This is a genomic window from Nocardia sp. NPDC057668, assembly GCF_042799795.1.
In the GTDB taxonomy this organism is placed as follows: Bacteria; Actinomycetota; Actinomycetes; order Mycobacteriales; family Mycobacteriaceae; genus Nocardia.
On sequence record NZ_JBHVIC010000002.1, the window covers coordinates 517,632 to 544,447 of the forward strand.

25 protein-coding genes and 1 tRNA gene are annotated in these 26,816 nt (G+C 69.0%); 10 read left to right on the forward strand and 16 right to left on the reverse strand.

All coding sequences use genetic code 11. From position 1 onward, the window contains the following. Positions 1-2 precede the first annotated feature (2 nt). Positions 3-959 (forward strand): 2,3,4,5-tetrahydropyridine-2,6-dicarboxylate N-succinyltransferase, encoded by a 957-nt coding sequence (gene dapD, locus ACFVBH_RS15200; protein WP_379002123.1) that lies wholly within the window; start codon positions 3-5, stop codon positions 957-959. A gap of 135 nt (positions 960-1,094) precedes the next feature. Here the strand turns inward: dapD and ACFVBH_RS15205 are convergent, their stop codons facing one another. The 4 genes from ACFVBH_RS15205 to ACFVBH_RS15220 all read right to left on the reverse strand — a co-directional run bounded on the left by ACFVBH_RS15205 (position 1,095) and on the right by ACFVBH_RS15220 (position 4,556). After that, complete coding sequence (locus ACFVBH_RS15205; protein ID WP_354991335.1) at positions 1,095-1,466, reverse strand: PPOX class F420-dependent oxidoreductase; 372 nt, start codon at positions 1,464-1,466, stop codon at positions 1,095-1,097. Between the two features lie 103 nt (positions 1,467-1,569). Next, on the reverse strand, positions 1,570-2,658 hold the full coding sequence (locus tag ACFVBH_RS15210) for a TIGR03857 family LLM class F420-dependent oxidoreductase (RefSeq protein WP_379002124.1): 1,089 nt from the start codon (positions 2,656-2,658) through the stop codon (positions 1,570-1,572). A gap of 40 nt (positions 2,659-2,698) precedes the next feature. After that, entirely contained in the window at positions 2,699-3,832 is a 1,134-nt protein-coding gene (locus tag ACFVBH_RS15215; protein ID WP_379002125.1) for a phosphotransferase family protein, read from the reverse strand. Between the two features lie 88 nt (positions 3,833-3,920). Next, positions 3,921-4,556 (reverse strand): TetR/AcrR family transcriptional regulator, encoded by a 636-nt coding sequence (locus ACFVBH_RS15220; protein ID WP_354991338.1) that lies wholly within the window; start codon positions 4,554-4,556, stop codon positions 3,921-3,923. A gap of 190 nt (positions 4,557-4,746) precedes the next feature. Here ACFVBH_RS15220 and ACFVBH_RS15225 point away from each other — a divergent pair, with 190 nt between their 5' ends. Together ACFVBH_RS15225 and ACFVBH_RS15230 are read left to right on the forward strand one after the other, a co-directional pair. Then, positions 4,747-5,223, forward strand: coding sequence for a DUF1772 domain-containing protein (locus ACFVBH_RS15225; RefSeq protein WP_354991339.1), 477 nt, complete (start codon positions 4,747-4,749; stop codon positions 5,221-5,223). Positions 5,224-5,300: 77 nt separating this feature from the next. Further along, positions 5,301-5,696 (forward strand): PPOX class F420-dependent oxidoreductase, encoded by a 396-nt coding sequence (locus ACFVBH_RS15230; protein ID WP_379002126.1) that lies wholly within the window; start codon positions 5,301-5,303, stop codon positions 5,694-5,696. 54 nt (positions 5,697-5,750) lie between these two features. Here the strand turns inward: ACFVBH_RS15230 and ACFVBH_RS15235 are convergent, their stop codons facing one another. Next, on the reverse strand, positions 5,751-6,992 hold the full coding sequence (locus ACFVBH_RS15235; RefSeq protein WP_379002127.1) for an FAD-dependent oxidoreductase: 1,242 nt from the start codon (positions 6,990-6,992) through the stop codon (positions 5,751-5,753). Between the two features lie 91 nt (positions 6,993-7,083). On the opposite strand from ACFVBH_RS15235, the gene ACFVBH_RS15240 reads away from it, so the two are divergent. The 3 genes from ACFVBH_RS15240 (at position 7,084) to proC (ending at position 9,601) form a co-directional block, all read left to right on the forward strand. After that, the gene (locus ACFVBH_RS15240; protein ID WP_379002128.1) at positions 7,084-8,079 is read left to right on the forward strand and encodes a helix-turn-helix transcriptional regulator; all 996 of its coding nucleotides are present in this window, start codon (positions 7,084-7,086) and stop codon (positions 8,077-8,079) included. A gap of 231 nt (positions 8,080-8,310) precedes the next feature. Next, positions 8,311-8,679 (forward strand): hypothetical protein, encoded by a 369-nt coding sequence (locus ACFVBH_RS15245; protein ID WP_379002129.1) that lies wholly within the window; start codon positions 8,311-8,313, stop codon positions 8,677-8,679. Positions 8,680-8,785: 106 nt separating this feature from the next. Further along, positions 8,786-9,601 carry a pyrroline-5-carboxylate reductase gene (gene proC, locus ACFVBH_RS15250; protein WP_379002131.1) on the forward strand — a complete coding sequence of 272 codons (816 nt, stop codon included), beginning with the start codon at positions 8,786-8,788 and terminating at the stop codon, positions 9,599-9,601. 47 nt (positions 9,602-9,648) lie between these two features. Here the strand turns inward: proC and ACFVBH_RS15255 are convergent, their stop codons facing one another. After that, on the reverse strand, positions 9,649-10,110 hold the full coding sequence (locus ACFVBH_RS15255) for a hypothetical protein (RefSeq protein ID WP_379002132.1): 462 nt from the start codon (positions 10,108-10,110) through the stop codon (positions 9,649-9,651). Between the two features lie 82 nt (positions 10,111-10,192). Beyond that, entirely contained in the window at positions 10,193-10,723 is a 531-nt protein-coding gene (locus ACFVBH_RS15260; RefSeq protein ID WP_379002133.1) for a hypothetical protein, read from the reverse strand. Between the two features lie 213 nt (positions 10,724-10,936). On the opposite strand from ACFVBH_RS15260, the gene ACFVBH_RS15265 reads away from it, so the two are divergent. After that, positions 10,937-12,010 (forward strand): DUF6585 family protein, encoded by a 1,074-nt coding sequence (locus tag ACFVBH_RS15265; RefSeq protein ID WP_379002134.1) that lies wholly within the window; start codon positions 10,937-10,939, stop codon positions 12,008-12,010. A 71-nt stretch (positions 12,011-12,081) separates the two neighbouring features. Beyond that, the gene (locus tag ACFVBH_RS15270) at positions 12,082-12,381 is read left to right on the forward strand and encodes a hypothetical protein (RefSeq protein ID WP_379002135.1); all 300 of its coding nucleotides are present in this window, start codon (positions 12,082-12,084) and stop codon (positions 12,379-12,381) included. A gap of 88 nt (positions 12,382-12,469) precedes the next feature. Here the strand turns inward: ACFVBH_RS15270 and ACFVBH_RS15275 are convergent, their stop codons facing one another. Beyond that, positions 12,470-13,897, reverse strand: coding sequence for an acyl-CoA synthetase (locus ACFVBH_RS15275; protein ID WP_354991347.1), 1,428 nt, complete (start codon positions 13,895-13,897; stop codon positions 12,470-12,472). 196 nt (positions 13,898-14,093) lie between these two features. On the opposite strand from ACFVBH_RS15275, the gene ACFVBH_RS15280 reads away from it, so the two are divergent. Further along, a complete protein-coding gene (locus tag ACFVBH_RS15280; protein WP_379002136.1) occupies positions 14,094-14,954 on the forward strand; it encodes an oxygenase MpaB family protein in 861 nt (286 codons plus the stop codon). Positions 14,955-14,967: 13 nt separating this feature from the next. On the opposite strand, the gene ACFVBH_RS15285 is transcribed toward ACFVBH_RS15280, so the two are convergent. Then, entirely contained in the window at positions 14,968-15,600 is a 633-nt protein-coding gene (locus tag ACFVBH_RS15285; protein ID WP_354991349.1) for a TetR/AcrR family transcriptional regulator, read from the reverse strand. A gap of 146 nt (positions 15,601-15,746) precedes the next feature. Between ACFVBH_RS15285 and ACFVBH_RS15290 the strand changes: the two genes are divergently transcribed. Next, a complete protein-coding gene (locus tag ACFVBH_RS15290) occupies positions 15,747-16,658 on the forward strand; it encodes an oxygenase MpaB family protein (protein WP_379002137.1) in 912 nt (303 codons plus the stop codon). A gap of 443 nt (positions 16,659-17,101) precedes the next feature. Here ACFVBH_RS15290 and ACFVBH_RS15295 read toward each other — a convergent pair whose 3' ends face one another. The 7 genes from ACFVBH_RS15295 to ACFVBH_RS15325 form a co-directional block, all read right to left on the reverse strand. Then, the gene (locus tag ACFVBH_RS15295) at positions 17,102-18,262 is read right to left on the reverse strand and encodes a proline dehydrogenase family protein (protein ID WP_379002138.1); all 1,161 of its coding nucleotides are present in this window, start codon (positions 18,260-18,262) and stop codon (positions 17,102-17,104) included. A gap of 376 nt (positions 18,263-18,638) precedes the next feature. Next, complete coding sequence (gene pruA / locus ACFVBH_RS15300) at positions 18,639-20,273, reverse strand: L-glutamate gamma-semialdehyde dehydrogenase (RefSeq protein WP_379002139.1); 1,635 nt, start codon at positions 20,271-20,273, stop codon at positions 18,639-18,641. A 60-nt stretch (positions 20,274-20,333) separates the two neighbouring features. After that, positions 20,334-21,881, reverse strand: a complete 1,548-nt coding sequence (locus ACFVBH_RS15305) for a GMC oxidoreductase (RefSeq protein ID WP_379002140.1) — start codon at positions 21,879-21,881, stop codon at positions 20,334-20,336. A 417-nt stretch (positions 21,882-22,298) separates the two neighbouring features. After that, positions 22,299-22,372, reverse strand: a tRNA-Asp gene (locus ACFVBH_RS15310). Between the two features lie 90 nt (positions 22,373-22,462). Beyond that, on the reverse strand, positions 22,463-23,569 hold the full coding sequence (gene dapC / locus ACFVBH_RS15315; protein WP_379002141.1) for a succinyldiaminopimelate transaminase: 1,107 nt from the start codon (positions 23,567-23,569) through the stop codon (positions 22,463-22,465). 8 nt (positions 23,570-23,577) lie between these two features. Next, positions 23,578-23,901 (reverse strand): ferredoxin, encoded by a 324-nt coding sequence (fdxA, locus tag ACFVBH_RS15320; RefSeq protein WP_067572375.1) that lies wholly within the window; start codon positions 23,899-23,901, stop codon positions 23,578-23,580. A gap of 257 nt (positions 23,902-24,158) precedes the next feature. After that, the gene (locus ACFVBH_RS15325; RefSeq protein ID WP_379002143.1) at positions 24,159-26,765 is read right to left on the reverse strand and encodes a bifunctional FO biosynthesis protein CofGH; all 2,607 of its coding nucleotides are present in this window, start codon (positions 26,763-26,765) and stop codon (positions 24,159-24,161) included. Between the last annotated feature and the right edge of the window lie 51 nt (positions 26,766-26,816).

Genomic DNA, 26,816 nt, shown 5'->3' on the forward strand with positions numbered 1-26,816 from the left:
CCGTGAGCACTCAGGGAGCACAAGCAGTCGGCCTCGCCACCATCACCGTCAACGGCACGGTACTCGACACCTGGTACCCGTACCCGGCGTTGGGCGAATTCGCCGAGACCGGTTCGGTCCGCCTGGATGCCTCCGATGTCGAGTACGCCAAGTTCGCCGACGTCGTCGGCCCCGACGAGGCCCGCCGGGTCGAGGTCGTGGTGGTGCGCACCACGATCGCCGATCTGGACGCCGCGCCCGTCGACACGCACGACGCGTTCCTGCGCCTGCACCTGCTCTCGCACCGTCTGGTCCGCCCGCACGGCCTGAGCCTGGACGGCATCTTCGGCCTGCTCGCGAACGTGGCCTGGACCAACCACGGCCCGTGCTCGCTCGAGGAGCTGGAGCTGACCCGACTGAAGCTGCGCGCTCGCGGCCCGGTCACCGTCTACAGCGTGGACAAGTTCCCGCGCCTGGTGGACTACGTCGTCCCCTCGGGCGTGCGCATCGCCGACGCCGACCGCGTGCGCCTGGGCGCGCACCTGGCCTCGGGCACCACGGTCATGCACGAGGGCTTCGTGAACTTCAACGCCGGCACGCTCGGCAATTCCATGGTCGAGGGCCGCATCTCGGCCGGTGTGCTGGTCGGCGACGGCTCCGACGTCGGCGGCGGCGCGTCGATCATGGGCACCCTGTCCGGCGGCGGCAAGCAGGTCATCTCGCTCGGCGAGCGCTGCCTGCTGGGCGCGAACTCGGGCCTGGGCATCTCGCTCGGCGACGACTGCGTGGTCGAGGCGGGTCTGTACGTCACCGCGGGCACCAAGGTCACGCTGCCGGACGGCGCTGTCATCAAGGCCGCCGAGCTGAGCGGCAAGTCCAATCTGCTGTTCCGCCGCAATTCGGTGACCGGTGCGGTCGAGGTCGTGGCCAAGAAGGGCACCGGCATCGAGCTGAACGCGGCACTGCACGCGAACGACTGATCTCCGGGCGGGTGATCGGCCCGCCGGACAGCGCGGTGCGCCCCTTGCGATCGTCTTCGCAAGGGGCGCACCGCTGTTCACCCGCGCCGAGACGGCATCGCCCCGGGCGGCATCCTCAATCGCCCGGCGGCGTCCTCATTCGATGCCGAAGGCGATGATCCGCTCGGGGGTGATCCTGATGAGTTCGCGCGGGGTACCCGGCGCGTAGGTGTCGACGTCCCGCAAAGCCTGTGCGGTGCCGCGGATTTCGAGACACCGCACGGTCCACGGATTCACCGAGGGCACGTCGTCGACCACGAACGAGACCCGCTCCTCCCCGGCGAGGTTCCGGAACTTCTGCGAAGCGCCCATGTTGTACCCGGCGATGTCGATGGTGCCGAGGTCCGCGTTGTAGCGGAATCCCACCGGGTTGTTCTGCGGCGACCCGTCCGGGCGCACGGTGGCGAGCCGGCCGAGCCGCTGGCCGCCGAGGTATTCGAGCTGGGCGGGCGAGAGCGTTGCGATCATGGAATCGACCGTAGAACCTCGAGTGCGGTCGAGGTCAAGGTCGAACCCGGGGGCTCGCCGGGATCGGCGGAGGTGGCCCGATCCCGGGCGAGATCCCCCCGATTCAGGCGAACTTGCCCGGGTTGGCGGCGACCGCGCGGGGCAGTTCGGGCCGGTTGGCGCGGTAGTGCTCCACGACCGAGGCCAGTTCGTGCGGGCTCGCGCCGTGCATGATCACCGAGTGGCAGCCGAGGTCGTATTCGCGGGAGATCTTGCGCACGCACTGTTCCGGGCTGCCGTAGGCGGCCGAGGCCAGCCATTCGTCGGGGATCAGGGCGTCGAACTGTTCGAGGACCTCGACCGATGCGGAGGCGTCGATGGGGCCGGCGGCCGCGGCGTCCTGGAACAGCTGGGTGGCGCGAATTCGCTCCCACACCTGGGGATCCCAGCCGTTGGCGCTGATCAGGATGTCGGCGTAGGCCTGGAGGTAGGTGACCAGGCGGCCGGTGCGGCGGCGCAGCTGATCCTCCGCGGAGAGGGCGTCGCTCGCGGTCGCCAGGCAGGACCAGATGCGGACGCTGTCCGGGTCCTTGCCCGCGCGTTCGGCGCCGCGCCGCACCGCCGCAACGGAATTGGCGGTGGCCTCGTCGGAGAAGAAGGTGTGCAGGACGACGAAATCGCCGATCTCCCCGGCGAGTTCGAGGGTTTTGGGGCCGACCGCGACGAATCCGATCGGCGGGGCCTCGTCGAGTCCGTTCTGGTGGTACAGCACGGGCCATTTACCGGCCGGCCCATCGTGATTCAGAATCGTCTCGCCGTTCCAGAGCCGGCGCAGGATGCCGACGAAATCGCGCATCGCCGCCTCGGTGACGACGGGCAGGCCGATCGCCTTCCAGTTCGCGGCCATGCCGCGGCCGAAGGCCATGGCGTACCGGCCCTCGGTGATGGCCTGCATGGTCGAGCCCATGGTCGCGGTCACCATCGGGTGCCGGGTGTGGTGGTTGGTCGCCGCGGCGGCGATGCCGAGGTCGGTGGTGCACCCGGCGAGTCCGCCGGACAGCACGGCGGAGTCCTTGACGGTCATCCGCTCGCCGATCATGCACGACCCCAGGCCGAGTCGTTCGGCGTCGCGCGCTTCGGGCAGCAGCACGCGGGCGTCGGCGGGGTGCCGGGTGATGCAGTAGTAGGCGAGTTCGTTCAGTTGATCGCTCACGAGAGTGTTACTTTCCCAGGGGTTTTCGACAGGATGAGGCTCAGGCGCCGAGTTCGGCGAGCAGTTCTTCGACGATGGCGCGGTGGTGCAGCAGCACTTCGATGTCCGCGGGGCGTTCCATCTCGCCGAAGTGGATCTGGCGGCCACCCGCGCGCAGGAAGACGACGGCGTAGTTCAGGGCGGCGAACATCGTGTACCAGGTGAGGTCGGCGAGTTCGACGCCCGCGCAGCGCGCGTAGCTCGCGCGCACCTGCTCCTCGCGCATGAAGTCCGGCATGCCCGGGAAACCGAAGTTCTGCGCAATGCCGTGAAAGACGCGGTGCCCGAAGGTGATCCAGGCGACGTCGAGCTCGCGCGGGCCGATCGTCGCCATTTCCCAGTCCAGGACCGCGACCGGTTCGAAGTCCCGGTACATGCAGTTGCCCAGCCGGGCATCGCCCCAGGACAGCACGGTGTCGTACGAGCCGGGCTCGGGCAGGTTCGCGCCGAGCCAGGTCAGGATTCGCTCCACCAGCGGCGACGGGCCGGTGTCGCGGACGGAGAACTCGTACCAGGCGCGGGCGCGGTTCAGATTGCGCTCGAGCACGCTCGCACCGGCGTACTCGGGATCCAGGAACCCGAACGTGTTCGCGGCGTCCGGGATCGCGTGCAGTTTCGCGAGCGTCTCGACGGTGCTCTCCTGCACCCGCAGCTGCTGTTCGGGTTCGGCGTCGAACAGCCAGTTGCCGCCGAAGGTGTACGGCATGACATCCGGCGGCACCAGGCCCTCGACGCGATCCATCAGCAGGAACGGCGTGCCCAGCACGGCGCCCGTCGGCTCGAGGAAGCGCACCCGCGGGACCTCGACGTCGGTCGCGGCGGCCACGATGCGCATGACCTCGGCTTGGCCCGGCAGGTCGTAGTGCTCGTAGACCGGGAAGTCGCCGGGGGCGGGCGCGACCCGGGCGATCAGTTCGGCGGTCCGGGCCGCACCGTCGTCCTGCCAGTTCAGCGTGAGGGTCAGCGTCTCGGCCGACATGCCGTTGCTGTCGATGCCGGACCCGAGGGTGAGGACGGGGTCGGCGCCCCCGGGTAGTTGCGTCGCCAGCCAGGCGGTGAGGCGGGGAATCAGGGCCGCGGTGTCGCGGCTGCTGCGCTGCAGGCGCATGCCCTGATCATCGGAAGACGGAGACATGGATCACTCCTGACGGGATCACGAAAGCTGGGGGTAACAGTGGACCTCCCCTTCGCAATTGTCAACGAGGGTTCTCAAAGAATGGTTGTCACCGCAGGTAGAGGGCCATCGAGTCGACCAGGCAGTGGCGGGATTCGGCCAGTTCCGCGGGCGAGGACAGCTCACGCTCGTTATTGATGCCGCGCATGGCCATGGGAATCAGGGCCTGCACCCGATGCACCCGGGCCGGGTCCAGCGGCAGATCCGCCAGGAAGTATTCGAAGGCCCGCAGCCAGGCGTTCTCGTAGCCGGCCAGGGCCGCCGTGGTCAGCGGGTAGGTCTCGGCGCGCTCGCGCCCGCCGGTGGGCAGCCCGCCGCGCAGCGCCTCGACCGCCCGCCCCTCGGGCGTGTCCAGGATGGCCCACACGGCATCGACCATCTCCCACACCCGGTCCCGCACGGATCCCGTTGCCCGGGGCCAGGTCTCGGGACTGTTCGCGCCGGTGCGGTCGGTCAGTTCGACGAGCACGGCGGCCCAGAGTCCATCGATGTCGCCGAACTGATGCTTGAGGGTGCCCCAGCTGACCCCCGCCGCGCGGGCGACCCGATTAGCCGACAGCGGTTCGCCGCCGCCCTGCGCCAGGCAGTCGATGGCGATGTCGAGCAGCCGCTGCCGGGTCTCGCGCCCCTTGCGATTGAGCCGAGTTCCCGCCGCGGACTGCATGGTCGAACTCGCTTCGGTCATCTGACTTCCGTTCCACACGTCCCGAAGTCTCGGAATCTCCGATGGTCGTTCCGACGATAGCGGCAGGTCGCTCCACTCCCGGCGCGGTGGTCACGCTCCAATTTCTAGCAGCGCTAGACAAGCTAGCGACACCATGTTAGCTTTGCTTCAACACCTAGCGCCGCTAGAAAATAGAGACAGGGAACTCGAAATGCTCATCCTCACCGGACAACTGGTCGCCCTCGCCGCCGTTCTCGCCAATGCCGTCGTCTACGGCACCGATGTGTGCGCCGCGGTCATCACCCGGGCGGTCTACCGCAAGCTCGACGACGCGACGGTCACCCTGAGCGCGGGGTGGGGTCACTACTACGGCGACCGGCGCATGCCGGTGGTCGGCGCGGGCGGCGTGATAGCGGCGGTGCTGACGCTGGTGATCGCGGTGCTGGCCGGGCAGACCGGCGCGGCGATCGGAGCCGGTGTCACGGTGGCCGCGCTGCTGACCTGGCTGGCCCTCTACGTCGGCGTCGCCAAGCCGATCAACACCCAGCAGACCGCGGCCGCGCTGAGCGGCATCATCCCGGCCAATGCCCGTGCACTGCAGGACAAGTGGGACAGCATGCTGAAGTACCGCGTGACGCTGCAGTTCATCGCCGTCGCCGGACTGTGCGTCGCGCTGATCCAGTTCTGATTCCCGCCCTCCACCGAACCCCTTTCGCACCTGCGCTTTTCGCCACATCCAGCACGATTCGATCAGGAGTATCAGTCATGACCTTCACCAGCAACGAGCAGCAGTTCCTCGCCGAAGCCGGAATCGGCCGGCTGGCCACGGTGGCGCCCGACGGCACCGTGCAGAACAATCCGACCGGCTATCGAATCAATGCCGACGGGACCATCGACATCGGCGGGATGCGGATGCGTCCCAGCCGCAAGTACCGCAATGTCGAAGCGGGCAGCCGGGTTTCGTTCGTGATCGATCAGCAGGTCTCCTGGGAGCCCTACGTGATTCGCGGCGTCGAGATCCGCGGCACGGCGCAGGCCCTCGACGATCAGGAACCGCCCTTCCCGCACCAGGAACGCGCGATCATCCGGATCCACCCCGAGCGCATCATCTCCTGGGGCATAGACGGCGGCTCGTTCGACTTCGCCGGCCGGGACGCCTGACCGCCGATGACCTCCACGTGGAATCCGCCGACCGGCCGCTTCGCTGCGAGCCGGTCAGCGGCGCAGGCGGGTGAGCGCGGCGAGCACCGGGGTGATCGCGGTGGTCGCCGCCGCGCCGATGGTCGTGTCGGTGGCCCTGATCAGGCGGACCGTTCGCATTGCCGCGGTGAGGGTTTCACCGCCCCGCTCGCGCATGCCCGCCTCGAATCGATGAACCGCGGCGGGGACGGTGGATGCTCCGGTCGCCGCGGCGGTCAGGTGGCCGAGCAGGTCCGCGGCGTCGCGGATGGCCGTGCCCGCTCCCATGCCCGCGGTGGGCGGGGTCGCGTGCACCGCGTCGCCGAGGGCGGTGATCCGGCTCGCGGGCCAGGGCGCGAGGTCGGCCGCGCGGGTGGAGGCGGCGTTGAAACGGAAGGCAGCCACGCTCGAAGCCTCGGCGCGGACGAGGATTTCGAGGGTGTGTTCCGCCCAGCCCAGGGTTCGGAAGCGGTGCACCAGCGCGTCCCGCAGTCGATCGTGGCGCAGCTCGCGCAGGGCGTCGGTGGCGGGCGACTCGACGAACATCGCGCCCCAGATATAGGTGGGTTCGACCGTCACCGACGCCCGCAGTTCGGGGGCGTCGAGCGCGGCATTGCCGACCGGGTCGAGGAAGCCGATGTAGAGCGCGGCGCCACGCGGTGCGATCACGATGCCCGATCTCGGGCCCAATCGCCGGCGCTCGCCAGCGCTCAGCGCGGAAACCGTTGTGCGGCCGGAGTATCCGATGATGCCCGCGGGTTCGCTGGTCGGACCGCCCGCCAGGTGCCGCGCGATGATCGAATGGGTGCCCTCGGCCCCCACCACCAGATCGGCGGTGACGGGCTCGCGGTCGGCGAACAGCAGCCTGGGCGCGCCCTGTTCGTCGCGCTCGACTCCTGAAACCTGTTGTCCGAGTCGCAGATCGTCTCCCACCGCCTCCGCGAGCAACGCGCGCAGCGTGATCCGGTCGACGTCGATGCTCGCACTGCCGCTCAGATCCGGGCCGTGGCCGAGCAATCGGCCGGAGCGGTCCCAGCAGGCGTCGCGCTCGCGCAGTCGCAACGCCGAGCCCGATGCCAGCAGGCGTCGCATGATCGGCGGTTCCACCAGTTCGCGCAGTGCGGACTGCGCGCGGTCGTCCAGGGTGATGTGATAGCCGCCCGTGGCGCGGACGTCACGATCGCGCTCGTACACCGCGACCTCGAATCCCCTGCGCCGCAATCCCGCCGCCAGTGCGAGCCCGCCGATTCCGCCGCCCGCCACCGCTACACGCATCATCGTTCGCCTTTCCGTACTGTCGCTGGACACCTCCGCACCCTGCCTGCGGTCCCGGCCACCGAGTGGCCGCCACCGATGGCACAATTCGGCGATGGCCGCCACGTCACATCGCACGCTTCGGCTGCTGTCCCTGCTGGGATCCGGGCGGCAGTGGTCACTGCGCGAACTGGCGGCCCGGCTCGACATCAGCGAGCGCACCGTGCGCCGGGACATCGGCACCCTGCGCGACCTGGATTTCCCCATCACCACCCGGCACGGTCCGGACGGCGGCTATCGCCTCGGGACCCCGAGCACGCTGCCGCCGTTGCTGTTCGACCACGATCAGGCGCTCGCGGTCGCGGTCGCGCTGCAAACCGCTCCGAGCACGCTGTTCGGCCTGGGTGACGATGCCGCGCGAGCGCTGGTGACCCTGCGCCAGGTGATGCCCCCGGAACTCCGGGCGACGATGGAATCGCTGCGCCTGACCCGCCTGCGGAACTATTGGGAGTTTCCCGCACCGCCGATCGATCCCGCCGCACTGACGGTCGCGGGCGCGGCGGTCCGGCGCCGTCGCGTACTCGTCGTCGAGACACTGCGCCCCGATGGCAGCCGCCCCGCGCCGGACGAGCGGGACTTCCGCCCCGCCCGCCGGCTGGAGCCGCATCACCTCGTGGTCTGGGCGGCACGCTGGTACCTGGTCGCCTACGACCTCGCGGACCGGGCGTGGCAGGTGCAGCGGATAGATCGCCTCCACATGCGTTCCACCACGGAGCAGTTCGCACTCCGCGAACGCCCCGGCCCCGACCTGGCCCAGTTCGTGATGAGCACCCACGACCGCGGTGACACGGTCGCGAAGTGGCAGTGCACCGGCAGCGCTCGCCTGTCCCTGCCCGCCCACATCGTGTCCCGCTGGGCCCCCGGCGGTTCCGTCGTCGAGCACATCGACGCCGAGACCTGTCGCCTCACCCTCGGTGCATGGTCCTGGGCCGGAATAGCCGGGATTCTGGCGACTTTCGACGCCGACTTCACCGAACTCCGTCCACCCGAACTGGCGGCGGCATGCCGCCGCCTGGCCGGTCGGCTGTCACCGCCGGACGAAACCGACTGAGCGGCAGGATGATAACGAGCCTCTCGCGCACTACCGCCCGTTGCAACGGGCGGCGCAGCGTAGGAACGTGATCCGCTCACCACCGTTCGATTCCTCGCGAGACGGCCCGTGCACAAGGTGTCGACGCGCCTGGAGACAGCGCCGCGCCGACGAGGCCGAGTTCGGCGCTGCCCCGAAAACTATGGGCCCCAATCCAATCTGAAGTACTCAGATTTCAAATAGCCTGCCCCCATGGCCATCCACAAGCGCACGCTCCGAGCAGGACTGGCGACCCTCGCCCTGGCGGGGGCCATCGCCGCCGCCGGGCCCGCTCACGCCGACATCGCCCTCGAATCCCCCGCCCGAACAGCCGGAGACATCGGGTCGAGCGCCGGATCTCTCGATCCGGCCGTCGGCTCCTCCGCACCGGCCGACTCCGGCTCCGGCGCGCTGATGAAGATCCTCGAACCTTCCGGTCACGGCCTGAGCAGCGTCGAAGACATGCTTCCCGCGGCATTGCGCGGGCCCGTCGCCGAAGCCTTCGCCCGGTTCCTGATCGGGCTGACGAACGGGAGCAGCTCGCCCTGCACCACCAACTGCTCCGGGGGCCGGCTTCCCTGAACCACGGGCGGTGGATGAGTTCGGCTGCGTCGCCGCGTCCCCCGTGGAGAGATCGGCCGGGCGACGGTCGCGCGGAGCTCGGGTGCTCACCCACTACCGTGAAGCCATGACCAGGGTTGCGGTGATCGGCGGCGGGCAGATCGGGGAGGCGCTGATCCGGGGACTGCTCGAATCGGGCTGGACCGGTGGCGATGTGGTCGTCGTCGGCCGTTCGCCGGACCGGGTCGCGGCCCTCGGGCAGCGGCTGGGAGTGCGTGCCACGGCCGACGCGGCCGAGGCGGCCCGGGCCTCGGATCTGATCGTGGTCGCGGTGAAGCCCGGCGACATCGACGGTGTGCTGTCCGGACTGGACGCGGCGCACATGGGCGCGGGACACGACCGGGTTCTCGTGTCGCTGGTCGCCGGTGTGTCCATCGCGCAACTCGATCGAGGGTTGCCGCCCGGGACGCCGACGGTCCGGGCGATGCCGAACACCCCGATGCTGGTGCGCCAGGGCATTACCGCGCTCGCCGCGAACAGCTACGTCAGCGCCGAGCAACTCGGCCGCGTAACCCGCATGCTGAGCACCGTCGGCAAGGTGGTGGTCGTCGAAGAATCCGATCTGGACGCGGTGACCGCGGTGTCCGGCTCCGGCCCGGCCTATTTCTTCGCGATCGCCGAGGCGATGGTCGAGGCGGCGGTGCACCTGGGCCTCCCCCACCCGGTCGCCGTCCGGTCGGTGACCCAAACGATGCTGGGTTCCGCCGCGCTGCTCCAAAGTTCGCCCCACTCCGCGCCGCAGCTACGAGCGGCCGTCACCGCACCGGCAGGCACAACCGCCGCGGCACTAGGGGAACTCGAGCGTCGCGGCCTTCGCTCGACACTTCACGATGCCCTGGCCGCCGCCCGGCAACGCTCGATGGAATACGGGACAACGGCCTGACGCCGAACCACGGTGACGTCTCGGACCGCGCGAAAGACCGACCGCGCTCAGGGCCACAGGACGGTGTCGTCGCGGATCACCAGGGGCTGGAAATCGGGATCCTCGTACCAGCGCAGTCGGGCGATCTCCACCGAACCGTCGGGGGCCACCGTGGCGGATTCGACGTACCGGGACAGCCACAGGAACAGTTCCTCCAGCGTCTCGTCGAGGTCGGGGTGAACCTCCTGCCTGGACGCCAAATGCCAGCCGGTCGCGGTCTTTTCGAGGCTCGAGCCGAGCACCCCGTCAACCTTCCACGCGGGGCCGGCCTGGTCGAGGACCGGCGCCGGGTCGGTGCAGACGAACTCCCCGCTCTCGTCTTCGATGACCTCGACCAACCCGCGCGAGAGTCGATCCTCGTCCGTGGGCGCCGGTCCTCGGCCGATCTGCCAGAGCAGCTCCGCAACGTCCTCGCTCGACAGATCGGAACGAAGGTCGAGGGAGATCACGAGTTCGGAGATATCAGCCACCGGCACAGCGTATTACGGGCCTGCGACAGCAGCGATGTGCTCGGCTCGGGAACGTCGGCGCCGGACCCGGCCCTCCGGGCGGTCAGCGGTGGTCGATCAGGGGGACCGCGGGAGCCAGGGACCGGAGGGCTTCGGACAGGCGGGGAGTGTTGATCTTCCAGCCGTTCACCGACGCCGCGCATTCCAGGAGGCGGGGGGTGGGCGCGCCGCTCAGGGCGACGACCGTGGGCGTGAGTTGGCGCGCGCCGGGCAGCGGTGGGGCGGCGGGGTGGCGGAGGACGCCGATCCAGGTCAGGGCCGCGGCGGAGTGCTGACGCCACAGGACTATCGACTCCACTTCGGCCCAGGGGACGTGGCGGGTCGCCGACCGGTACCGCAGCGGGGGGCCGCCGAGGGTTATTCCACCTTCATCCAAACGGAGAGCGACTTTGCGGGACAACGCATTCGCCAGCAGGAGGAGCCCACCGCAGCCGAAGAGCAGCAGGCCGACCGCCTCCACGACGAGTGAATCGATCGGCGCGATCACCATGAGAACCGTGAAACCCAGGCAGATCGCCAGCACCAGCACGGTTTTGACAGTGAAACCGTGGCGTTCCTGGTAAATCATCCCCACCCCCGAGATCGTCTTCGCACACGCTAGCAGCGCCCGCCGACAGCGCAGCTCCGATCGCCCCGGCCCGCGACCCGGGTGATCTCGAAGTCGGTTGCGGGAAAGAGCATCCCGGAGCGGGGACTTCGAGATCACCTGCGCGTACAGTTCGAATCGAGTCGATTCACGCGGGGCACGGTGAATTACGGGGTCGCCGTGCGGGGGTTAGGGGAAGTCATGGGCGATCGGGCGCCGGCTTATGCCGATCCGGAATTGCTGAGGCGGGTCGAGCAGGGGGCGCGGGACGGCGACCTGGGGCGATACCGCGAGGGATTCGTGCGAATGGTGCCCAGGTTCGAGTTCGCGACGCTGGGCGTGGCGCTGCTGGCGGTGTTGACGGTGACGTTGACGGTGGGGTTCGGCTCCGAATTGTTCACTCGCGGTGATCAAATGGGCGGAAAGGTGGGGTCCGGAATCGGGCTGATCATCGCCCTGCCGTTCGCGGCGCTGTTCGTGTTCGCGTTCTGCGCGGCGATCTACCGGGGATTCATCGGCCCCGCCACATCCCGGGCGGTGCGCCTGGACCTCTACGAGCGCGGACTAATTTTCACCGACGGCGGGACGGCACGGTGCGTGCGCTACGACACCACCGTGATTCACCAGGAGGTGGTCCGGCACCTGCTGTACGGGGTGGTCGAGACCAGGACCACCTACGACTTCACGATGGTCGACATCGACGGCAAAGATGTTCAGCTGCAAGACCATACGAAGGGCGGACCGCCCAACGGCGCGCGCTGGGGCGCCATCGTCCAGGACGCCGTGACCGCGGCGCAGTTCCCGGACCTGGCCGACCGGGTGTACCGCGGGAAAACCGTCACCTTCGGCGCGCTGTGGGTGTCCCGGCTCGAGTTCGGGGCCGGGTCGAAATCGGTCCGCTGGTCCGACATCAGCCAGATCTCGGTGCAGTCGGGGGTTCTACGGGTGGACACCCACGGCCGGTGGCTAGCGCTGACCAACACGCCGCTTCGGAAGATTCCGAATTTCTACGTCCTGATGGCCCTGGCCCACCAGCTGGTCGAGAACCGGCTCCAGCCGAGCCACCGCCCGGCCGCCCGGCGCGAATCGGCGTCGCAGCCACCCGCCCCGGCGCCGGACGATTTTCGCGCACTGCTGACCATGGTCGCAGGCAGCACCGCGACCGCCGAGCGGCTGATCGCCTACGAGCGGGAGAAACTACCCGGCGCCGACCGGGCCACCTGGGTGACGAAAGCTCTCGAACGCCTGCGGCGCGACCGGGAAAGACACGGATGATCAGGTGATACGGACGCGGAGCGAGCAGCCGCGTTCCGCGCGAGTCACCCCGGATCCGTAGAGTCGGCGCCGTGTCCGTGAACATCCACCTGTCGGTGTACATCGAAAAGCTGGCTTCGCCCGACGAGGCCGACGCGATCGAGGCCGCGGTGCAGCGCGTGCTGAAAGAGCACGGTATCGAGTCGTGGATGTATGTCGGGGCGTTCCACAACCCGCCGTGGGTGAAGGTCTGCACCGAGCACGGGCCGATGATCATTCGGGGATTCGCCGAGTGGAGTCCGGGTTTCGAACGTGACTTCACCGGCGCGGTCCGGGCGATCGCGCCGGCGGCGGACATCGACCTGGAGTGGGGATTCCCGGACGAGAGGTGACGGCGCACCCGGATCGCGCTGTCCGGGAAGCCATCCCACTGTTCGCCGACCATACGCGGCCTCGCGAGCGCCGGGTCACCGGTTCGCCCTAGAGCAGCAGCTTCTTCTGCACCTTGCCCATGGCGTTGCGCGGCAGCGAATCCACCACCCGCACCTCCCGCGGGCGCTTGTGCGCGGCGAGCTCGCCCGCGACATGGTCGATGAGCTGCTGCGGCACGGAATCGGCTGCGCCGGAGCGCAGTACGACGAAGGCGACGATGCGCTGACCCAGGTCGGGATCGGGGAGCCCGACCACGGCGGTCTCGGCGACCGCCGGATGGCCCAGCAGCGAGGTCTCGATCTCACCCGCGCCGACGCGGTAGCCACCGGATTTGATCAGGTCGACCGATTCCCGGCCGACGATGCGGTGGAAGCCCTCGGGGTCGATGACCGCCACGTCACCGGTCTTGAACCACTCGTCCGCGGTCCAGTTCTCGGCGGTCACCTCGGGGCGATTCAGGTAGCCGTCGAACAGCATCGGGCCGCGCACCTGGAGGCCGCCGACGCTCTCGCCGTCGTGCGGCACGGGTTCGCCCGCCTCGTCACGCAGGCGGGTCTGCACGCCGTCCACGGGGGTGCCGACCCAGCCGGGGCGGCGTTCGCCGTCGGGCCGGGTGGACAGGGTGATCATGGTTTCGCTCATGCCGTAGCGCTCGATCGGCGCGTGGCCGGTGAGTTCGCGCAGGCGCTCGAAGACCGGCACCGGCAGCGGAGCGCTGCCGGAGATGAGCACGCGCGCCTTCGCCAATTGCCGTGCGGCGTCGGCATCCTCGGCGATCCGCGACCACACGGTGGGCACGCCGAAGTACATGGTGCCCGGCGCGGCGGCGTACGCCTCGGGAGTGGGTTTGCCGGTATGCACCAGCGGGCCGCCGACCCGCAGCGGGCCCAGCACGCCCAGGATCAGCCCGTGCACGTGGAACAGCGGAAGCCCGTGCACCAGCGTGTCGTTCGCCTTCCAGCCCCAGGCCGCGATGAGCGCGTCCAGACCGGCGGCGATGGCCCGCCGGCTGAGCATCACGCCCTTCGGCGCGCCGGTGGTGCCGGAGGTGTACAGGATGAAAGCCGTTGCGGCGGGGTCGGGTTCGCCGTAGACGTGCCAGGACCGGGCGTGCTTGCGCACCGGGATGACCGGCAGCTCGGTCCCTTCGGGCGCGTCGCCCAGCCACGCCTGCGCGCCGGAGTCGGTCAGGATGTGCGCCAATTCCGCGCTGCCCGCGTCCGGCGGCACCGGGACCACGGTGACGCCCGCGAGCAGACAGCCAACCACCGCGAGCACGGTCTTAACCGTGGGGGCGGCCAGCACCGCGACCCGTTCGGCGCGCGCCACCCGCTCGGCGACCGAGGTCGCCGCGCCCAGCAGATCGCTGCGCGAGAGGGTCACGCCCTCGATGGTGAGGGCGTCGGGGATATCGTCCCCGGCGGCCACGGCGGCCGGATTCAGCGAGCTCAGCAGGAGCGGCGACCTGTACGACACCCGGTCACGGTACCGTCCGGGCGGGGGTGGCCGGCGGCAGGACCCGGCACACGGACGGCGACGAGCCGCGTCCCGTCCGTCCGCGCATCCGCCCCCGGACACGAATCGGGTTCGAACCCGGCCCGTTGATTGACACGCCGCACGAGTGGGTAAGAGGATTTATGTATAACCTTCTCACCTGAGGATGTGGTCAACGATGACCAGCCCGCTTCGCGCACCTCGGCAGCAGCGTCCCGCACCGGACGAGCCGCCCATCGATATCCGCCAATTCATCGACGGCGCGTCCGGACTGCTGGGCGGCGCCGCCAACGTGATCATGCAGCTCGCCAATCGCCCGGTCGGCTACGGCGTCGTGGAATCACCGGTGGAGAGCGGCAACGTGATGATCCATCCGATCAAGCGGCTGCGCACGACCATCACGTATCTGGCCGTGGCCCTGATGGGTTCGGAGGAGGATCGCGCGGCCTACCGCGAGGCGGTGAACACCTCGCATCGGCAGGTGCGCTCGGCCCCGGGAAGCGCGGTGCGGTACAACGCTTTCGACCCCAAGCTCCAGCTCTGGGTGGCGGCCTGCCTGTACTGGGGCGCACAGGATCTCTACGAGCGCATGCACGGTCCCATGAGCGAGGCCGACGCGGACGCCTTCTATCACTACTCCGCGCGCCTGGGGACCACGCTGCAGATGCGCGAGGAGATGTGGCCGCCGAATCGGGCCGCGTTCGGAGCGTATTGGACCGAGAACCTCGCGCGCACCCGCATCGATCCGCATATCGCCGCCTACTTCGACGACCTCATCGACCTGCGCATGCTGCCGCGCCCGCTGCAGCTGCCCTTCGCCCGCGTGCACCGTTTCTTCGTGATCGGCCTGCTCCCGCAACATCTCCGGGATGAAATGGGCATGACCTGGACCCCGCGTCAGGATCGGCTGCTCGCGCACACCCTGCGCGCGATCGGCGCCGGGAGCGCCCTGCTCCCCGCCCCGATCCGCGTCCTGCCCATCAACATCTATCTGATGGACATGCGCCTGCGCCGCCGCCTCGGCCTGAAGCTGGTCTGAATCCCGGCCGCGGTCAGCGAATTCGGAACCCCGGCACCACGTGATCCACCGCGAAACGGCGCAGCGCGACCGGATCGTCCAGCGGGATCACCGTCTGCGGGGTGAGCGCGAGCGAGAGCGCGTTGCGCGCCACCATCTCCGCCAACGGCAGCGGATCGTAGTCGGGGAGTTTGCCTTCGGCCTGCAGGCGGGTGATGAACTCGGCGAGGTAGTCCCGGCCGAGTTCGATCACCGGCGCGCCCTGCACCGTGAGGTAGGGCAGCACGATCTCGGGCTCGGTCTTGAGCAGCCGGACCAGCAGGCGGTTGCCGCGCAGGCCCTCGATGAAGGCGATGAACAGCGTCACGATCTGATCCTGGGCGCTGGCATCCCTGTCGACCTGCGACTGCACCGCGGTGTCCACGCTGTTGATGAACTGCCGCGTCTGCCACAGCCCCACGGCCTGGATGAGATCGTTCTTGCCGGCGTAGCGCCGGTACAGCGTGGCCAGCGAGAGCCCGCCGCGCCGGGCGACCTCGACCATGCTGGTCCGTTTGATCCCGAAATCCAGGAAGGCCAGCATGGCGGCGTCCAGGACTTTGGCCTGGTTGCGATCCTCGGGAGCGGATCCGCGCACGAGCGGCAAGAGTTTGGCCAGCTTGGCCATGTCCGGGCCCTTCCGAGTCGCGAAGATACGATGAGGCACCAATCATCGCACATTGACAGTATGCGCCTCCGATGAGAAGGTGAGGGCAAGAGTTTCTCACACTCTCCTCCATCGCCGAGGAGTGACGACGAGGAGTCGAGTCAACGATGACGACCCCCCTGCGCAAGTCCGATGATGCCATTGACGCGTACCAGACGGTTGGTTCTTTGAACTCCGGGCCGGTGGCGACCTCCGCGCCCGCCACCCTCACCCCCGCCGAGGTCCGCGAGCACATCGACGGCATCGCCGCCTTCCTCGGCGGCTCGGCCAACGTGATCATGCAGCTCGCGCTCAAGCCCGTGGGGTACGGCGTCATGGAGAGCGACGTGCACACCGGCAGCGTCATGCTGGTCCCGGCCAAGCGGCTGCGCACCACGCTCACCTACATCGCGGTCGCGCTGATGGGCGACGAGGGCGATCGGGCGGCCTACCGCGCCGCGGTCAACGGCGCGCATCGCACCGTGCACACCAAGCCGACCAGCCCCGTGAAGTACAACGCCTTCGACCCCAAGCTCCAGCTGTGGGTGGCGTCCTGCATGTACTGGGGACTCGACGACCTGTACCAGCGCCTGCGCGGACCCATGACTCCCGAACTGGCAGAAGCGTTCTACCAGCACTGCGCGCGCTTCGGCACCACGCTGCAGATGCGCCAGGAGATGTGGCCCGCCACCCGGGACGAGTTCTACGTGTACTGGGAAGAGAACCTCGCCACCCGGACCATCGACGACCCCACGCGCGAATACTTCAACGCCCTCACCGATCTGCGGATGATCTCGAAGCCGCTGCAGCGCGTCTTCGGCCCGTTCCACCGCTTCGTGACCACGGCCCTGCTGCCGCCGCACCTGCGCGCCGAGATGGGCATGACCTGGACCCCGCGCCAGGAACGCCGCTTCGTGTTCGTACTGCGCGCCCTGGCCGCGGTCTGGTCGAAGCTGCCCACGGTGATCCGCCTGTTCCCCTACAACTTCTACCTCGCGGACATGCGCCTGCGCCGCCGCTTCGGCCGCCCGCTGATCTGATCCCCCACTCGCCCGAAGGCTTTCCGCCACGCGAGAGGTAGCGGAAAGCGCTGTGCCGCAGCAGGTCACGCGGCCCCGAGACCTGCGCTGGAGCACCGAGACCCAGCGCTCGCACCCGACGCAGTCGGCCCGGTGCCGACCCTCGGGTGCGGGCCTGGTCCGGGCGTCGGAGAGCATCGCCCCCGACCCCGGTAACCCGGAAGCCGGGGCGTCACGAGCCGGGAGCGCTCACCCGCGCGGACCCGGTACGGACGGGCGGTCACCTCCGCCCGAGCCGGGCTCCCGGTCGATCCGACCGGGGGCCCGGCTGCGCGAGGCGGGTGCCACCCGGGCGCCGTGCGGCCCGCCCACCGCCACCGAACCCGTTGCCGCACAACCACCGTCATCAACGCCTCCGCCACCGGCCTCGCAAGCCGGTGGCGGTGTGGTTCCCGCGTCCGGCGTCAGCCGCGAGCGGCCAGGGCGCGCAGGAAGAAGCCCAGGTTGGCGGGGCGTTCGGCGAGGCGGCGCATGAGGTAGCCGTACCACTGTGTGCCGTAGGGGATGTACACGCGCAGCGCGTGGCCTTCGGCGGTGAGACGGCGTTGCTCGGCGTCGCGAATCCCGTAGAGCATCTGGAACTCGAAACTGCCCGGACCGCGATGGTTCTCGGCCGCCAAGCGCAGGGCGGCCTCGACCATCGCCGGATCGTGCGAGGCGACCATGGGGTACCAGCCACCGGTCATGAGCACCTCCAGGCAGCGCTGATACGAGGCGTCCACCTCGCCCCGGCGCCGGTAGGCCACCGTCTCGGGCTCCTGATACGCACCCTTGCACAGGCGGATTCGGGTGCCCGTGCTCGCCGCGTCCCGGCAATCGCGTTCGGCGGTGCGCAGATACGACTGCATCGCCACCGCCAGCCACGGGAACTCGGACCGCGCCAGCCGCACCGCGGCCAGGGTGTCCTCGGTGGTGGTGTGGTCCTCCGCGTCCACGGTCACCCACACCCGCGATTCGACGGCCTTGGCGCACAACTTGTGCAGGTTCTCCGCCGCGATGGCGGGCCCGTCGGCCGCCAGCGCCTGACCCAGCGCGGAGAGCTTGAGCGACACCTCCACCCGCGGCACCGCGTCCCCCCGCCGCGCGCCGGGGTCAGCACGCTCACCGGTCGCCGAACGCTTCGCGCTCACGTCCGAACACGCCGACTCCGAACCCCGCGCTCCCGCAGCCGAACTCCGCGCACCCGAACCCGGCGCACCCACGTCCGAACCGGCCGATTCCGCACCGGATCCCGCCGGACGCGCGCGGACCGGGGGCGAGGTGGTCGGCCCGCCCGCCGCGACGGGCACCTCCCGATCCAGCTCGGCGAGCAGGTCGATGAGCGAGACGTATTCCGCCACGGCCGCATCGGCGACCGACCGGTCCTCGGTGTACTCCCCGAGGAAGTCCACGCTGACCGACCGCCCGCTCGCGAGCAGCTCGCGCACCACGGGCGCGAGCTCGGCCCGCGTCTCCCCCGCCACGAAACGCCGCACCACGGCCGCGGTCGCGGGCGTCGAAGTCACCGCCTTCTTCAGCCGGGCCGAGTTGGCCGCGGCCAGGATCGCCGGACGCAGCGGGTTCATCGCGCGCCCCCGTCCGGTCCGGTCGCCGGGTGCGGAACACACCTCGCCCGGTGCCGGTGCGAGCGAACACGATCCCGCGGCGACCCCGGCACCCGGCCGCCGGGGACCACGGGGCACAGAGCGCTACGCCGTTGCGAGCGTCCGGGATTCGTCGGCGGTTCCGCCCACGTGACATCGCCGAGACCGAACCCGGCCTCGTTATGGCGTCGCGAACGGACGGGTTCCAGCAGATCCCCCGGCCGCTCCCGCTCGGCGAGCGCGGGCGGCGCCTCCGGCGGTGGCTGCGAGCAACCGCGGTGCACCGGCCGCCGCCGGCCGGTGCTCCCGGCGCGCATCAGGTGCGGCGCATCTAGGCGTTGCGAACGGCTGCAATTCATCACGCCTCCATGTGCGGGTACCGGTAATCGGTGGGTGGGACGAAGGTTTCCTTGATCGTGCGCGGGGCGACCCAGCGCAGCAGATTGAGCGGGGAGCCGGCCTTGTCGTCGGTGCCGGAGGCGCGGGCGCCGCCGAAGGGCTGCTGCCCCACCACCGCGCCGGTGGGCTTGTCGTTGACGTAGAAGTTGCCCGCGGCGAATCGCAGTGCGGCCGAAGCCTGTTCGACCGCGGACCGATCGCGGGCGAAGATCGCGCCGGTCAGCGCATACGGCGAGGTGCCGTCCACCATGTCGAGCACGTCGGTGAAGCCGTCGGGGGTGCTGTCGTCGTACACGTACACCGACAGGATCGGCCCGAAGTACTCGGTGGCGAAGGACTCGTCACCCGGATCGTCGCTGAGCAGCACCGTCGGGCGGACGAAGAAGCCGTCGGAGGCGTCGTGCGCGCCGCCCGCCGCGATCTCGACCCCGGCGCCGCGCGCCCGTTCGATGGCGGCGGCGCACTTGTCGTAGGACCGCCGATCGATCACCGCCCCACCGAAATTCGACAGGTCCGCGACGTCGCCGTAGGTGAGCTCGTCGACCTGGGTCAGGAAATCCTGCCCCATCTGCCGCCACACCGACCGGGCGATGTAGGCGCGCGAGGCGGCCGAGCACTTCTGCCCCTGGTACTCGAACGCGCCACGAATCATGGCCGTGCGCAGGGCATCCGGATCGGCGGAGGAGTGCGCGACGATGAAGTCCTTGCCGCCCGTCTCCCCCACGATGCGCGGGTATCCGTGATAGCGGCCGATATTCGCGCCCACCTGCTGCCACAGGTGCTGGAAGGTCGTGGTGGAGCCGGTGAAATGGATTCCGGCCAGGCGCGGATCGGCCAGCGCGACATCGGAGACCTTGAACCCGCTACCGGTGACCAGGTTGATGACGCCGGGCGGCAGTCCGGCCGCTTCGAGCAGTTGCAGGGTGTAGTAGGCCGAAAGCGTCTGGGTGGGAGAAGGTTTCCACACCACGGTGTTACCCATCAGCGCCGGTGCGGTGGGCAGGTTCCCGGCGATGGCGGTGAAGTTGAAGGGCGTGATGGCGTACACGAACCCCTCCAGGGGCCGGTAGTCCATCCGGTTCCACACCCCGGCCGAGGAGACGGGCTGGTCGGCCATGATCTCGCGCGCGAACGCGACGTTGAACCGCCAGAAGTCCACCAGCTCGCACGGTGCGTCGATCTCGGCCTGCTGCACCGTTTTCGACTGCCCGAGCATGGTGGCCGCGGCGATCGTCTCGCGCCACGGCCCGGCCAGCAGATCGGCCGCGCGCAGCAGCACCGCGGCGCGTTCGTCGAACGGAAGGGCCCGCCAGGCCGGGGCCGCGGCGAGTGCCGCGTCCACGGCCGAGCGGGCCTCGTCGTGGGTGGTCTCGGTGTACGTGCCGAGCACATGCCGGTGTCGATGCGGCATGACTATCTCGGCCGGCGCACCGGTTCCGGGTTGATGTTTGCCACCGATCACCAGCGGCACATCGACTGATCCTGCGGAGATTTCGGCGAGCCTGCCCGTCAGCAGTTCACGTTCACGACTACCCGGCGCGTAGGTGTGCACCGGTTCGTTTGCGGGAGCAGGGACAACCGTGACAGCGTCCATATCCCAGGCTAACGCGGGCAAGACCACCGACGCGCCGGACACGCACCGAAATTCTTCCGGCTAACCCAGATCGTTAGCGATGATGTTCTCGATATTCCGTTCCGCGAGCGCGGTAATGGTGACGAACGGGTTGACCGTGGTCATGCCCGGAATCAGCGATCCGTCGATGACGTACAGCCCCTGATACTGGGTGAGCCGCCCGTAGTTGTCGGTGCTCTGGTTGAGCACGCAGCCGCCGAGCGGGTGGTACGTGATGTCGTCGCCCCAGGTCTTGGTGGGGCCGAACAGGTCGGTGCGGTAGATCGTCCCCTCCTTCTTGTTGATCTTGTCGAAGATCCGCTTGGCCGCGTCGATGCTCGGCTGATTCCACGACGTCTGCCAGTTCAGGTCCACCCCGCCGGAGCCGGAGTTGTAGGTGAACTTGCCGCGGTTGGTGTTCTTGGTGATCGCGAGGTAGAGACTCGCGAAGGTCTCGAGCCCCGCCGGGAACGGCGACACCTCGGCGAACGCCGGGCCGCCGCTGTCGGCCCAGTTGTCGATGCCGAGCGTGGGAATGGTGGCCTGATTCGAGCCGGTGGCGTCCCAGGCGTGGTTCTGCCGCGCGACCATGACGTTGCCGTTGTGGCCCCAGCCCGACCCGACGGAATCGGGCAGGTTCCCCAGCTCGCCGGTCGCCTTCATGGCCACCAGCAGCTTGCTGGTGCCGACGCTGCCGGCCGCGAAGAACACCTTCTGCGCCACAACGGATTTGGTCGCCACGGTATTGCCACTCGTGTCGATCTGCTTCATCTCGACCTTGTAGCCGCCCTCGGCCGGGGAGACGGCGGTGACCACGTGCATGGGGGTGATGCCCACCTTGCCGGTGCCGACGGCCTGCGCCAGATAGGTCTTGTCGAGCGACTTCTTGCCGTAGTTGTTGCCGTAGATGACCTCGCCGCCGAGCGCGGACTTGGTGACGGACCCGGACTCCTCCTGCTTCATGTAGTTGAAGTCGTAGACGTTGGGCACGAAGGTGGTCGCGAACCCGGAGCGGTCGGCCTGCTTGCGGCCGATGCGGGCGTACTTGTACCAGTCGGTGCTGTCGAACCAGGACTGGTCGATGTTGTTGACCCCCAGCGCCGCGTTGGCGCGCGGGTAGTAGGTGCCGTACATCTCCCCGGCGTCCACCGAGGGCAGGATGCTCCCGAAGTACTCCTGCTTCGGCGTCACGGCCATGCCGCCGTTGACGAGCGAGCCGCCGCCGACGCCGCGGCCCTGGTACACCCGAATCCCGCTGAAGCGCTCCGAATCCAGAATGCCGGTGTAGCGGCTGATCGACTTGTTGATCGACGCGCCCATGATGTGGCTGACCGGCTGATCGGTCTTGTCGCGCAGCCAGGACGACCGCCCGTCCGGCTTGAGCAGGGTGCAGAAGACCTTGCCGTCGGACCCGGGCTGCGTCCACGACATGCCCATCTCCACGATGGCGACATCGATCCCGGCCTGCGCGAGCCGCAGGGCGGCGACCGCGCCGCCGTACCCGGAGCCGATCACCAGCGCGGGCACCTTGTCGCCGTCGGCGAGCGGCTTGGTGGGCAGCGCCCGCGCGGGCGTCTTGGCCGCCAGCATCCCGGCCGACGCGGCCCCAAGAATGACACCTGTTGCAGCTAGGAATCGGCGGCGGCCCATACCGCCGCCGCTGCCATATTGGCTGCTACCAGTGTTCTCATAAACAAAACCACGCATGAACCGGCTCCTCATCGAGACTCAGATGAGAACCTGTTATAGGGATTGCGAAGTGCCGCCGTGTCACTTTTCGAGAAAACTGAACATATCTATCGGCGAGTCGCCAAAGCGTGTCGTTCATGACGGTGGCTAACAAAACGAGCCTTGCATACGAAATCTCGTCATCTCGAGTGCGAAATCCCGGAACATCGCGTGCGAAATCTCGGCACGACCGCCGGCGAGCAGACCGCGGAACACGGCGATTCCGGTGTGCGACAACAGAAAAGGCCGCGAGCTGTGCTCGCGGCCTTTCATGTACTGCGACCCTGACGGGACTCGAACCCGCGACCTCCGCCGTGACAGGGCGGCGCGCTAACCAACTGCGCCACAGGGCCTTACTCGAAGCGGGCCATCCGGCCCGGCGACGTCGCAAACAGTATCACGCACCGGACGCCGACATGAAATCAGCTGGTCAAGCGAGTGAACTAGCTCAGCAATCGATCGGCGGCGGTGGCGATGCGCTCGTCCGTGGCGGTCAGCGCGATCCGGACATGCTGTGCCCCACGGGGTCCGTAGAACTCACCCGGAGCGGCCAGGATGCCGCGTTCGGCCAGCCAGTCCAGCGTGGTGCGGCCCGGCTCGCCGCGAGTCGACCACAGGTACAGCCCGGCCTCGGAATCGTCGATCCGGAAACCGGCGTCCTGCAACGCCTTTCGCAGCACGTCGCGGCGGACCCGGTAGCGCTCGCGCTGAATCGCCTCGTGATTGTCGTCGCCCAGGGCGGCGGTCATCGCCGCCTGGATCGGGAACGGCAGCATCAGACCCGAGTGCTTGCGCACCTCGAGCAGCTCGGCCACCAGCGCCGGATCACCGGTCACGAAGCCCGCGCGGTAACTCGCGAGATTCGAAGTCTTGGAAAGGGAATGGATCGCCAGCAGCCCGGTGTGATCACCGTCGCTCACCTCCGGATCCAGGATCGAGATCGCGCGGCCCTCCCAGGGCAGCCCGAGGTAGCACTCGTCCGAGGCCAGGATCGCGCCGCGCTCGCGCGCGAACTCGACCACCTTGCGCAGGTGCTCGACCCCGAGCACCTTGCCGGTCGGATTCGACGGCGAGTTCAGGAAGATCAGCGCCGGGGACTCGGGGCCGAGCTGCGTGACACCGTCCGCGCGCAGGATCCGCGAACCGGACAGCAGCGCACCCACCTCGTAGGTCGGGTACGCGACCTCCGGGATCACCACCAGATCGCCGGCACCCAGGCCGAGCGTGCGCGGCAGACCGGCGATCAGCTCCTTGGTGCCGATCACCGGCAGCACCGCGTCCGCGCCGATGCCCGTGATGCCGAAACGCCGTTTCAGCGCCGCCACAACGGCTTCCCGCAATTCCGGGGTGCCGTGCGTGGTCGGATAGCCCGGTACCGCCGCGACCGAGGTCAGCGCCCGCTGGATCAGCGGATCGACCGGATCGACGGGGGTGCCGACGGACAGATCCACGATGCCGTCCGGGTGCGAAGCGGCCTTCGCCTTCACCGAAGCGATGGTGTCCCAGGGGAAATCGGGTAGTAGCGCACTGACCCGGCCACGCGTGCTCAACGTTCTGCCTACTCCGCTGCCATGGGCGGTAGCGCGGCGATGAACGGCGGGTCGTAGTCGACCTTGCCGACCTTGGTCGCGCCGCCGGGCGACCCCAGATCGTCGAAGAACTCGACGTTGGCGTTGACGTAACCGCTCCACTGATCCGGGGTGTCGTCCTCGTAGAAGATCGCCTCCACCGGACAGACCGGCTCACACGCACCACAGTCCACGCACTCGTCCGGTTGGATGTACAGCATGCGACCACCCTCGTAGATGCAATCCACGGGGCATTCCTCGATGCACGCCTTGTCCTTCACGTCAACGCACGGTTCAGCGATGATGTACGGCACTGCCGCTCTCCTAGTCTGTCCTCACACCCTGCGGGATAGTCCGCCCCGCGAAACAGTATCCCGGCGCTGTAACAATACTCCTGGTCAGCCAACCCTAACTTCACCCTCCGCGACGCTGCGGATGGTTCGTGGCGCTCACGACCCGGGACCTCGCCGTCCCGCACCGCCGCGCCCGGGCCCGACGGGAGCCCCGAACCCGGCGCGGTGCGGGAAAACGGCTGTTCACCGTCGTCCACCGGCGCCGGGCGGGTCTCCCCTCAGCCTAGCGCCAGCGAGGATTTCACCGAAGTGTGCTGCGGCACACCGTAGGTGGTGGTGCGCTGGCGGACCGGGCGGCCGATGCCGGTGGCGATGTCGGTCAATTCCTCGACCGTTTTGGCGGAACCGTGTTCGGAACCGGCCATGCGGGAGATGGTCTCCTCCATGAGCGTTCCGCCCAGGTCGTTGGCGCCGCCGTTCAGCATCAACCGGGTGCCCGCGGTGCCGAGTTTCACCCAGCTGGTCTGAATGTTGTGGATCCGCCCGTGCAGCATGATGCGCGCCAGCGCGTGCGCGGCCCGGTTGTCGCGCACGGTCGGACCCGGGCGCGAGGCTCCCGCCAGGTACAACGGCGCACTCTGGTGCACGAAGGGCAGCAGCACGAATTCGGTGAAACCGCCCGTCTCGTCCTGGATTCCGCGCAGCACCCGCAGGTGCCCGACCCAGTGCTTGGGATTGTCGACGTGCCCGTACATCATGGTCGAGCTCGACCGGATGCCGAGTTTGTGCGCGGTGGTGATGACCTCGATCCAGGCCGAGGTGGGCAGCTTGCCCTTGGTCAGCACCCAGCGCACCTCGTCGTCGAGGATCTCCGCCGCGGTGCCCGGGATGGTGTCCAGCCCGGCCTCTTTCAGCGCCGAGAGCCAGTCGTGAATGCTCTGCCCACCGCGCGAAGCCCCGTTGACAACCTCCATGGGGCTGAAGGCGTGCACGTGCATGTCCGGCACCCGCGCCTTGATGGCCCGCACCAGATCCGCGTATCCGGTGACCGGCAGTTCCGGATCGATGCCGCCCTGCATGCAGATCTCGGTCGCGCCCTCGACGTGCGCCTCCCAGGCCCGGTCCGCGACCTCGGACGCGCTCAGGGTGAAGGCGTCGGCGTCACCCTTGCGCTGGGCGAACGCGCAGAACCGGCAGCCGGTGTAGCAGATGTTGGTGAAGTTGATATTGCGGTTCACGATGTAGGTGACGTCGTCGCCCACGGTGTCGCGGCGCAGCTGATCGGCGAGCGCGGTGATCGCCTCCAGCGCGGGGCCGTCCGCGGTGGCCAGGGCCAGGTACTGATCGTCGGTGAGCCCGGCCGGATCCTTCTCCGCGGCGTGCAGTGCGGCCAGCACGTCCGAGTCGAAGCGCTCGGGGGCGGCGACCGCGAGCTCCCTGACCTGTTCGCGAATGGTCTCCCAGTCGCCGAACGCGCCGAGCCCGTCGTTGCCGAGCGCGGAATCGCTGCGGGACTCGGTGTTGCGGCCCTCGGAGTCGATGGCGGTATTGAGATCGACCCGGCCCACCGACTCCCAGTCGTGGTCCGGCTCCTGCCAGGGCAGGCCGGTGGGATTGACGGTGCGCGCCAGGCCGGTCACCGGATCGGCCAGCGCCGCCACGTGCCGCGAGACCCGCGGATCGATCCACGGGTGGCCCGCCAGCACGTATTTCGGGTGCGCGGTGAGACGTTCGGTGAGCACGAAGCCGGCGTCCGCGGTGACCTGGGCCAGGGTGTCCAGATTCGGCCAGGGGCGTTCGGGATTCACGTGATCGGGGGTGAGCGGGGAGACCCCGCCCCAATCGTCGATGCCCGCGTCCAGCAGGGCGCGGCATTCGTCGAGCGCGACCAGGTTCGGCGGGGCCTGGATGCGCATCTTCGGGCCGAGCAGCAGCCGGGACACCGCGATGGCGGCACGGAATTCCTCGAGATCGGCGTCGGGGGTGTTGCGCATGGCGGTGTCGTGTTTGGCCAGGAAGTTCTGCACGATCACCTCCTGCACGTGACCGAAAGCCTTGTGCGACTTGCGAATCGCCATGATCGATTCGGCGCGCTCGACCAGGTTCTCGCCGATGCCGATCAGAATTCCGGTGGTGAAGGGGACCGAGAGCCGACCGGCGTCGGTCAGCGCGCGCAGGCGCACCGCCGGATCCTTGTCGGGGCTGCCGTAGTGGGCCTGACCGGGTTCGGTGAACAGGCGGGTGGAGGTGGTCTCGAGCATCATGCCCATGGACGGGGCTACCGGCTTGAGGCGGGACAGTTCGGCCCACGTCATCACGCCCGGATTGAGGTGCGGCAGTAGGCCGGTCTCCTCGAGCACCCGGATGGACATGGCGCGCACGTAGTCCAGGGTGGAGTCGTACCCGCGCTCGTCGAGCCACTGGCGCGCCTCCGGCCAGCGCTCCTCCGGGCGGTCACCGAGGGTGAAAAGCGCTTCCTTGCAACCGAGTTCGGCGCCCTGGCGGGCGATCTCGAGCACCTCGTCGGGTTCGAGGTACATGCCGCGGCCCTGGGCGCGCAGCTTTCCGGGCACGGTGACGAAGGTGCAGTAGTGGCACTTGTCCCGGCACAGATGGGTGAGCGGGATGAAAACCTTGCGCGAGTACGTGATCGGGAGGGTCTCCCCCGCGTAGCCGGTCTCGCGCAGGCCGGCGTCGCGCACCCGCGCCGCCGAGGTACACAGATCCACCAGGTCGGCGCCGCGCGCCTGCAGCAGCACCACCGCCTCGTCGAGGTTGAGGGTGGCCCCGTCACGGGCGCGCCGCAGTGCCCGGCGCATGCCCGCGGGGCTGGGCGCCGGTGCGGGCAGATTCGGGTTCGGTAGATCCGTCACGTCTTCGATCATGCGCCATCCATCCGACTGATCCGACTCGGGTGCCATAGAAGCTGGCAACCG

Bases quoted from the DNA above. Each gene is read 5' to 3' on its own strand.
- ACFVBH_RS15325 (WP_379002143.1), bottom strand. From the start codon at position 26,765: ATGATCGAAGACGTGACGGATCTACCGAACCCGAATCTGCCCGCACCG.
- ACFVBH_RS15285 (WP_354991349.1), bottom strand. From the start codon at position 15,600: ATGGCCAAGCTGGCCAAACTCTTGCCGCTCGTGCGCGGATCCGCTCCC.
- proC (WP_379002131.1), top strand. From the start codon at position 8,786: ATGACCAGGGTTGCGGTGATCGGCGGCGGGCAGATCGGGGAGGCGCTG.
- ACFVBH_RS15240 (WP_379002128.1), top strand. From the start codon at position 7,084: ATGGCCGCCACGTCACATCGCACGCTTCGGCTGCTGTCCCTGCTGGGA.
- ACFVBH_RS15245 (WP_379002129.1), top strand. From the start codon at position 8,311: ATGGCCATCCACAAGCGCACGCTCCGAGCAGGACTGGCGACCCTCGCC.
- ACFVBH_RS15295 (WP_379002138.1), bottom strand. From the start codon at position 18,262: ATGAACCCGCTGCGTCCGGCGATCCTGGCCGCGGCCAACTCGGCCCGG.
- ACFVBH_RS15280 (WP_379002136.1), top strand. From the start codon at position 14,094: ATGACCAGCCCGCTTCGCGCACCTCGGCAGCAGCGTCCCGCACCGGAC.
- ACFVBH_RS15290 (WP_379002137.1), top strand. From the start codon at position 15,747: ATGACGACCCCCCTGCGCAAGTCCGATGATGCCATTGACGCGTACCAG.
- pruA (WP_379002139.1), bottom strand. From the start codon at position 20,273: ATGGACGCTGTCACGGTTGTCCCTGCTCCCGCAAACGAACCGGTGCAC.
- ACFVBH_RS15230 (WP_379002126.1), top strand. From the start codon at position 5,301: ATGACCTTCACCAGCAACGAGCAGCAGTTCCTCGCCGAAGCCGGAATC.
- ACFVBH_RS15220 (WP_354991338.1), bottom strand. From the start codon at position 4,556: ATGACCGAAGCGAGTTCGACCATGCAGTCCGCGGCGGGAACTCGGCTC.
- ACFVBH_RS15205 (WP_354991335.1), bottom strand. From the start codon at position 1,466: ATGATCGCAACGCTCTCGCCCGCCCAGCTCGAATACCTCGGCGGCCAG.
- ACFVBH_RS15235 (WP_379002127.1), bottom strand. From the start codon at position 6,992: ATGATGCGTGTAGCGGTGGCGGGCGGCGGAATCGGCGGGCTCGCACTG.
- ACFVBH_RS15305 (WP_379002140.1), bottom strand. From the start codon at position 21,881: ATGCTGGCGGCCAAGACGCCCGCGCGGGCGCTGCCCACCAAGCCGCTC.
- ACFVBH_RS15265 (WP_379002134.1), top strand. From the start codon at position 10,937: ATGGGCGATCGGGCGCCGGCTTATGCCGATCCGGAATTGCTGAGGCGG.
- ACFVBH_RS15225 (WP_354991339.1), top strand. From the start codon at position 4,747: ATGCTCATCCTCACCGGACAACTGGTCGCCCTCGCCGCCGTTCTCGCC.
- ACFVBH_RS15215 (WP_379002125.1), bottom strand. From the start codon at position 3,832: ATGTCTCCGTCTTCCGATGATCAGGGCATGCGCCTGCAGCGCAGCAGC.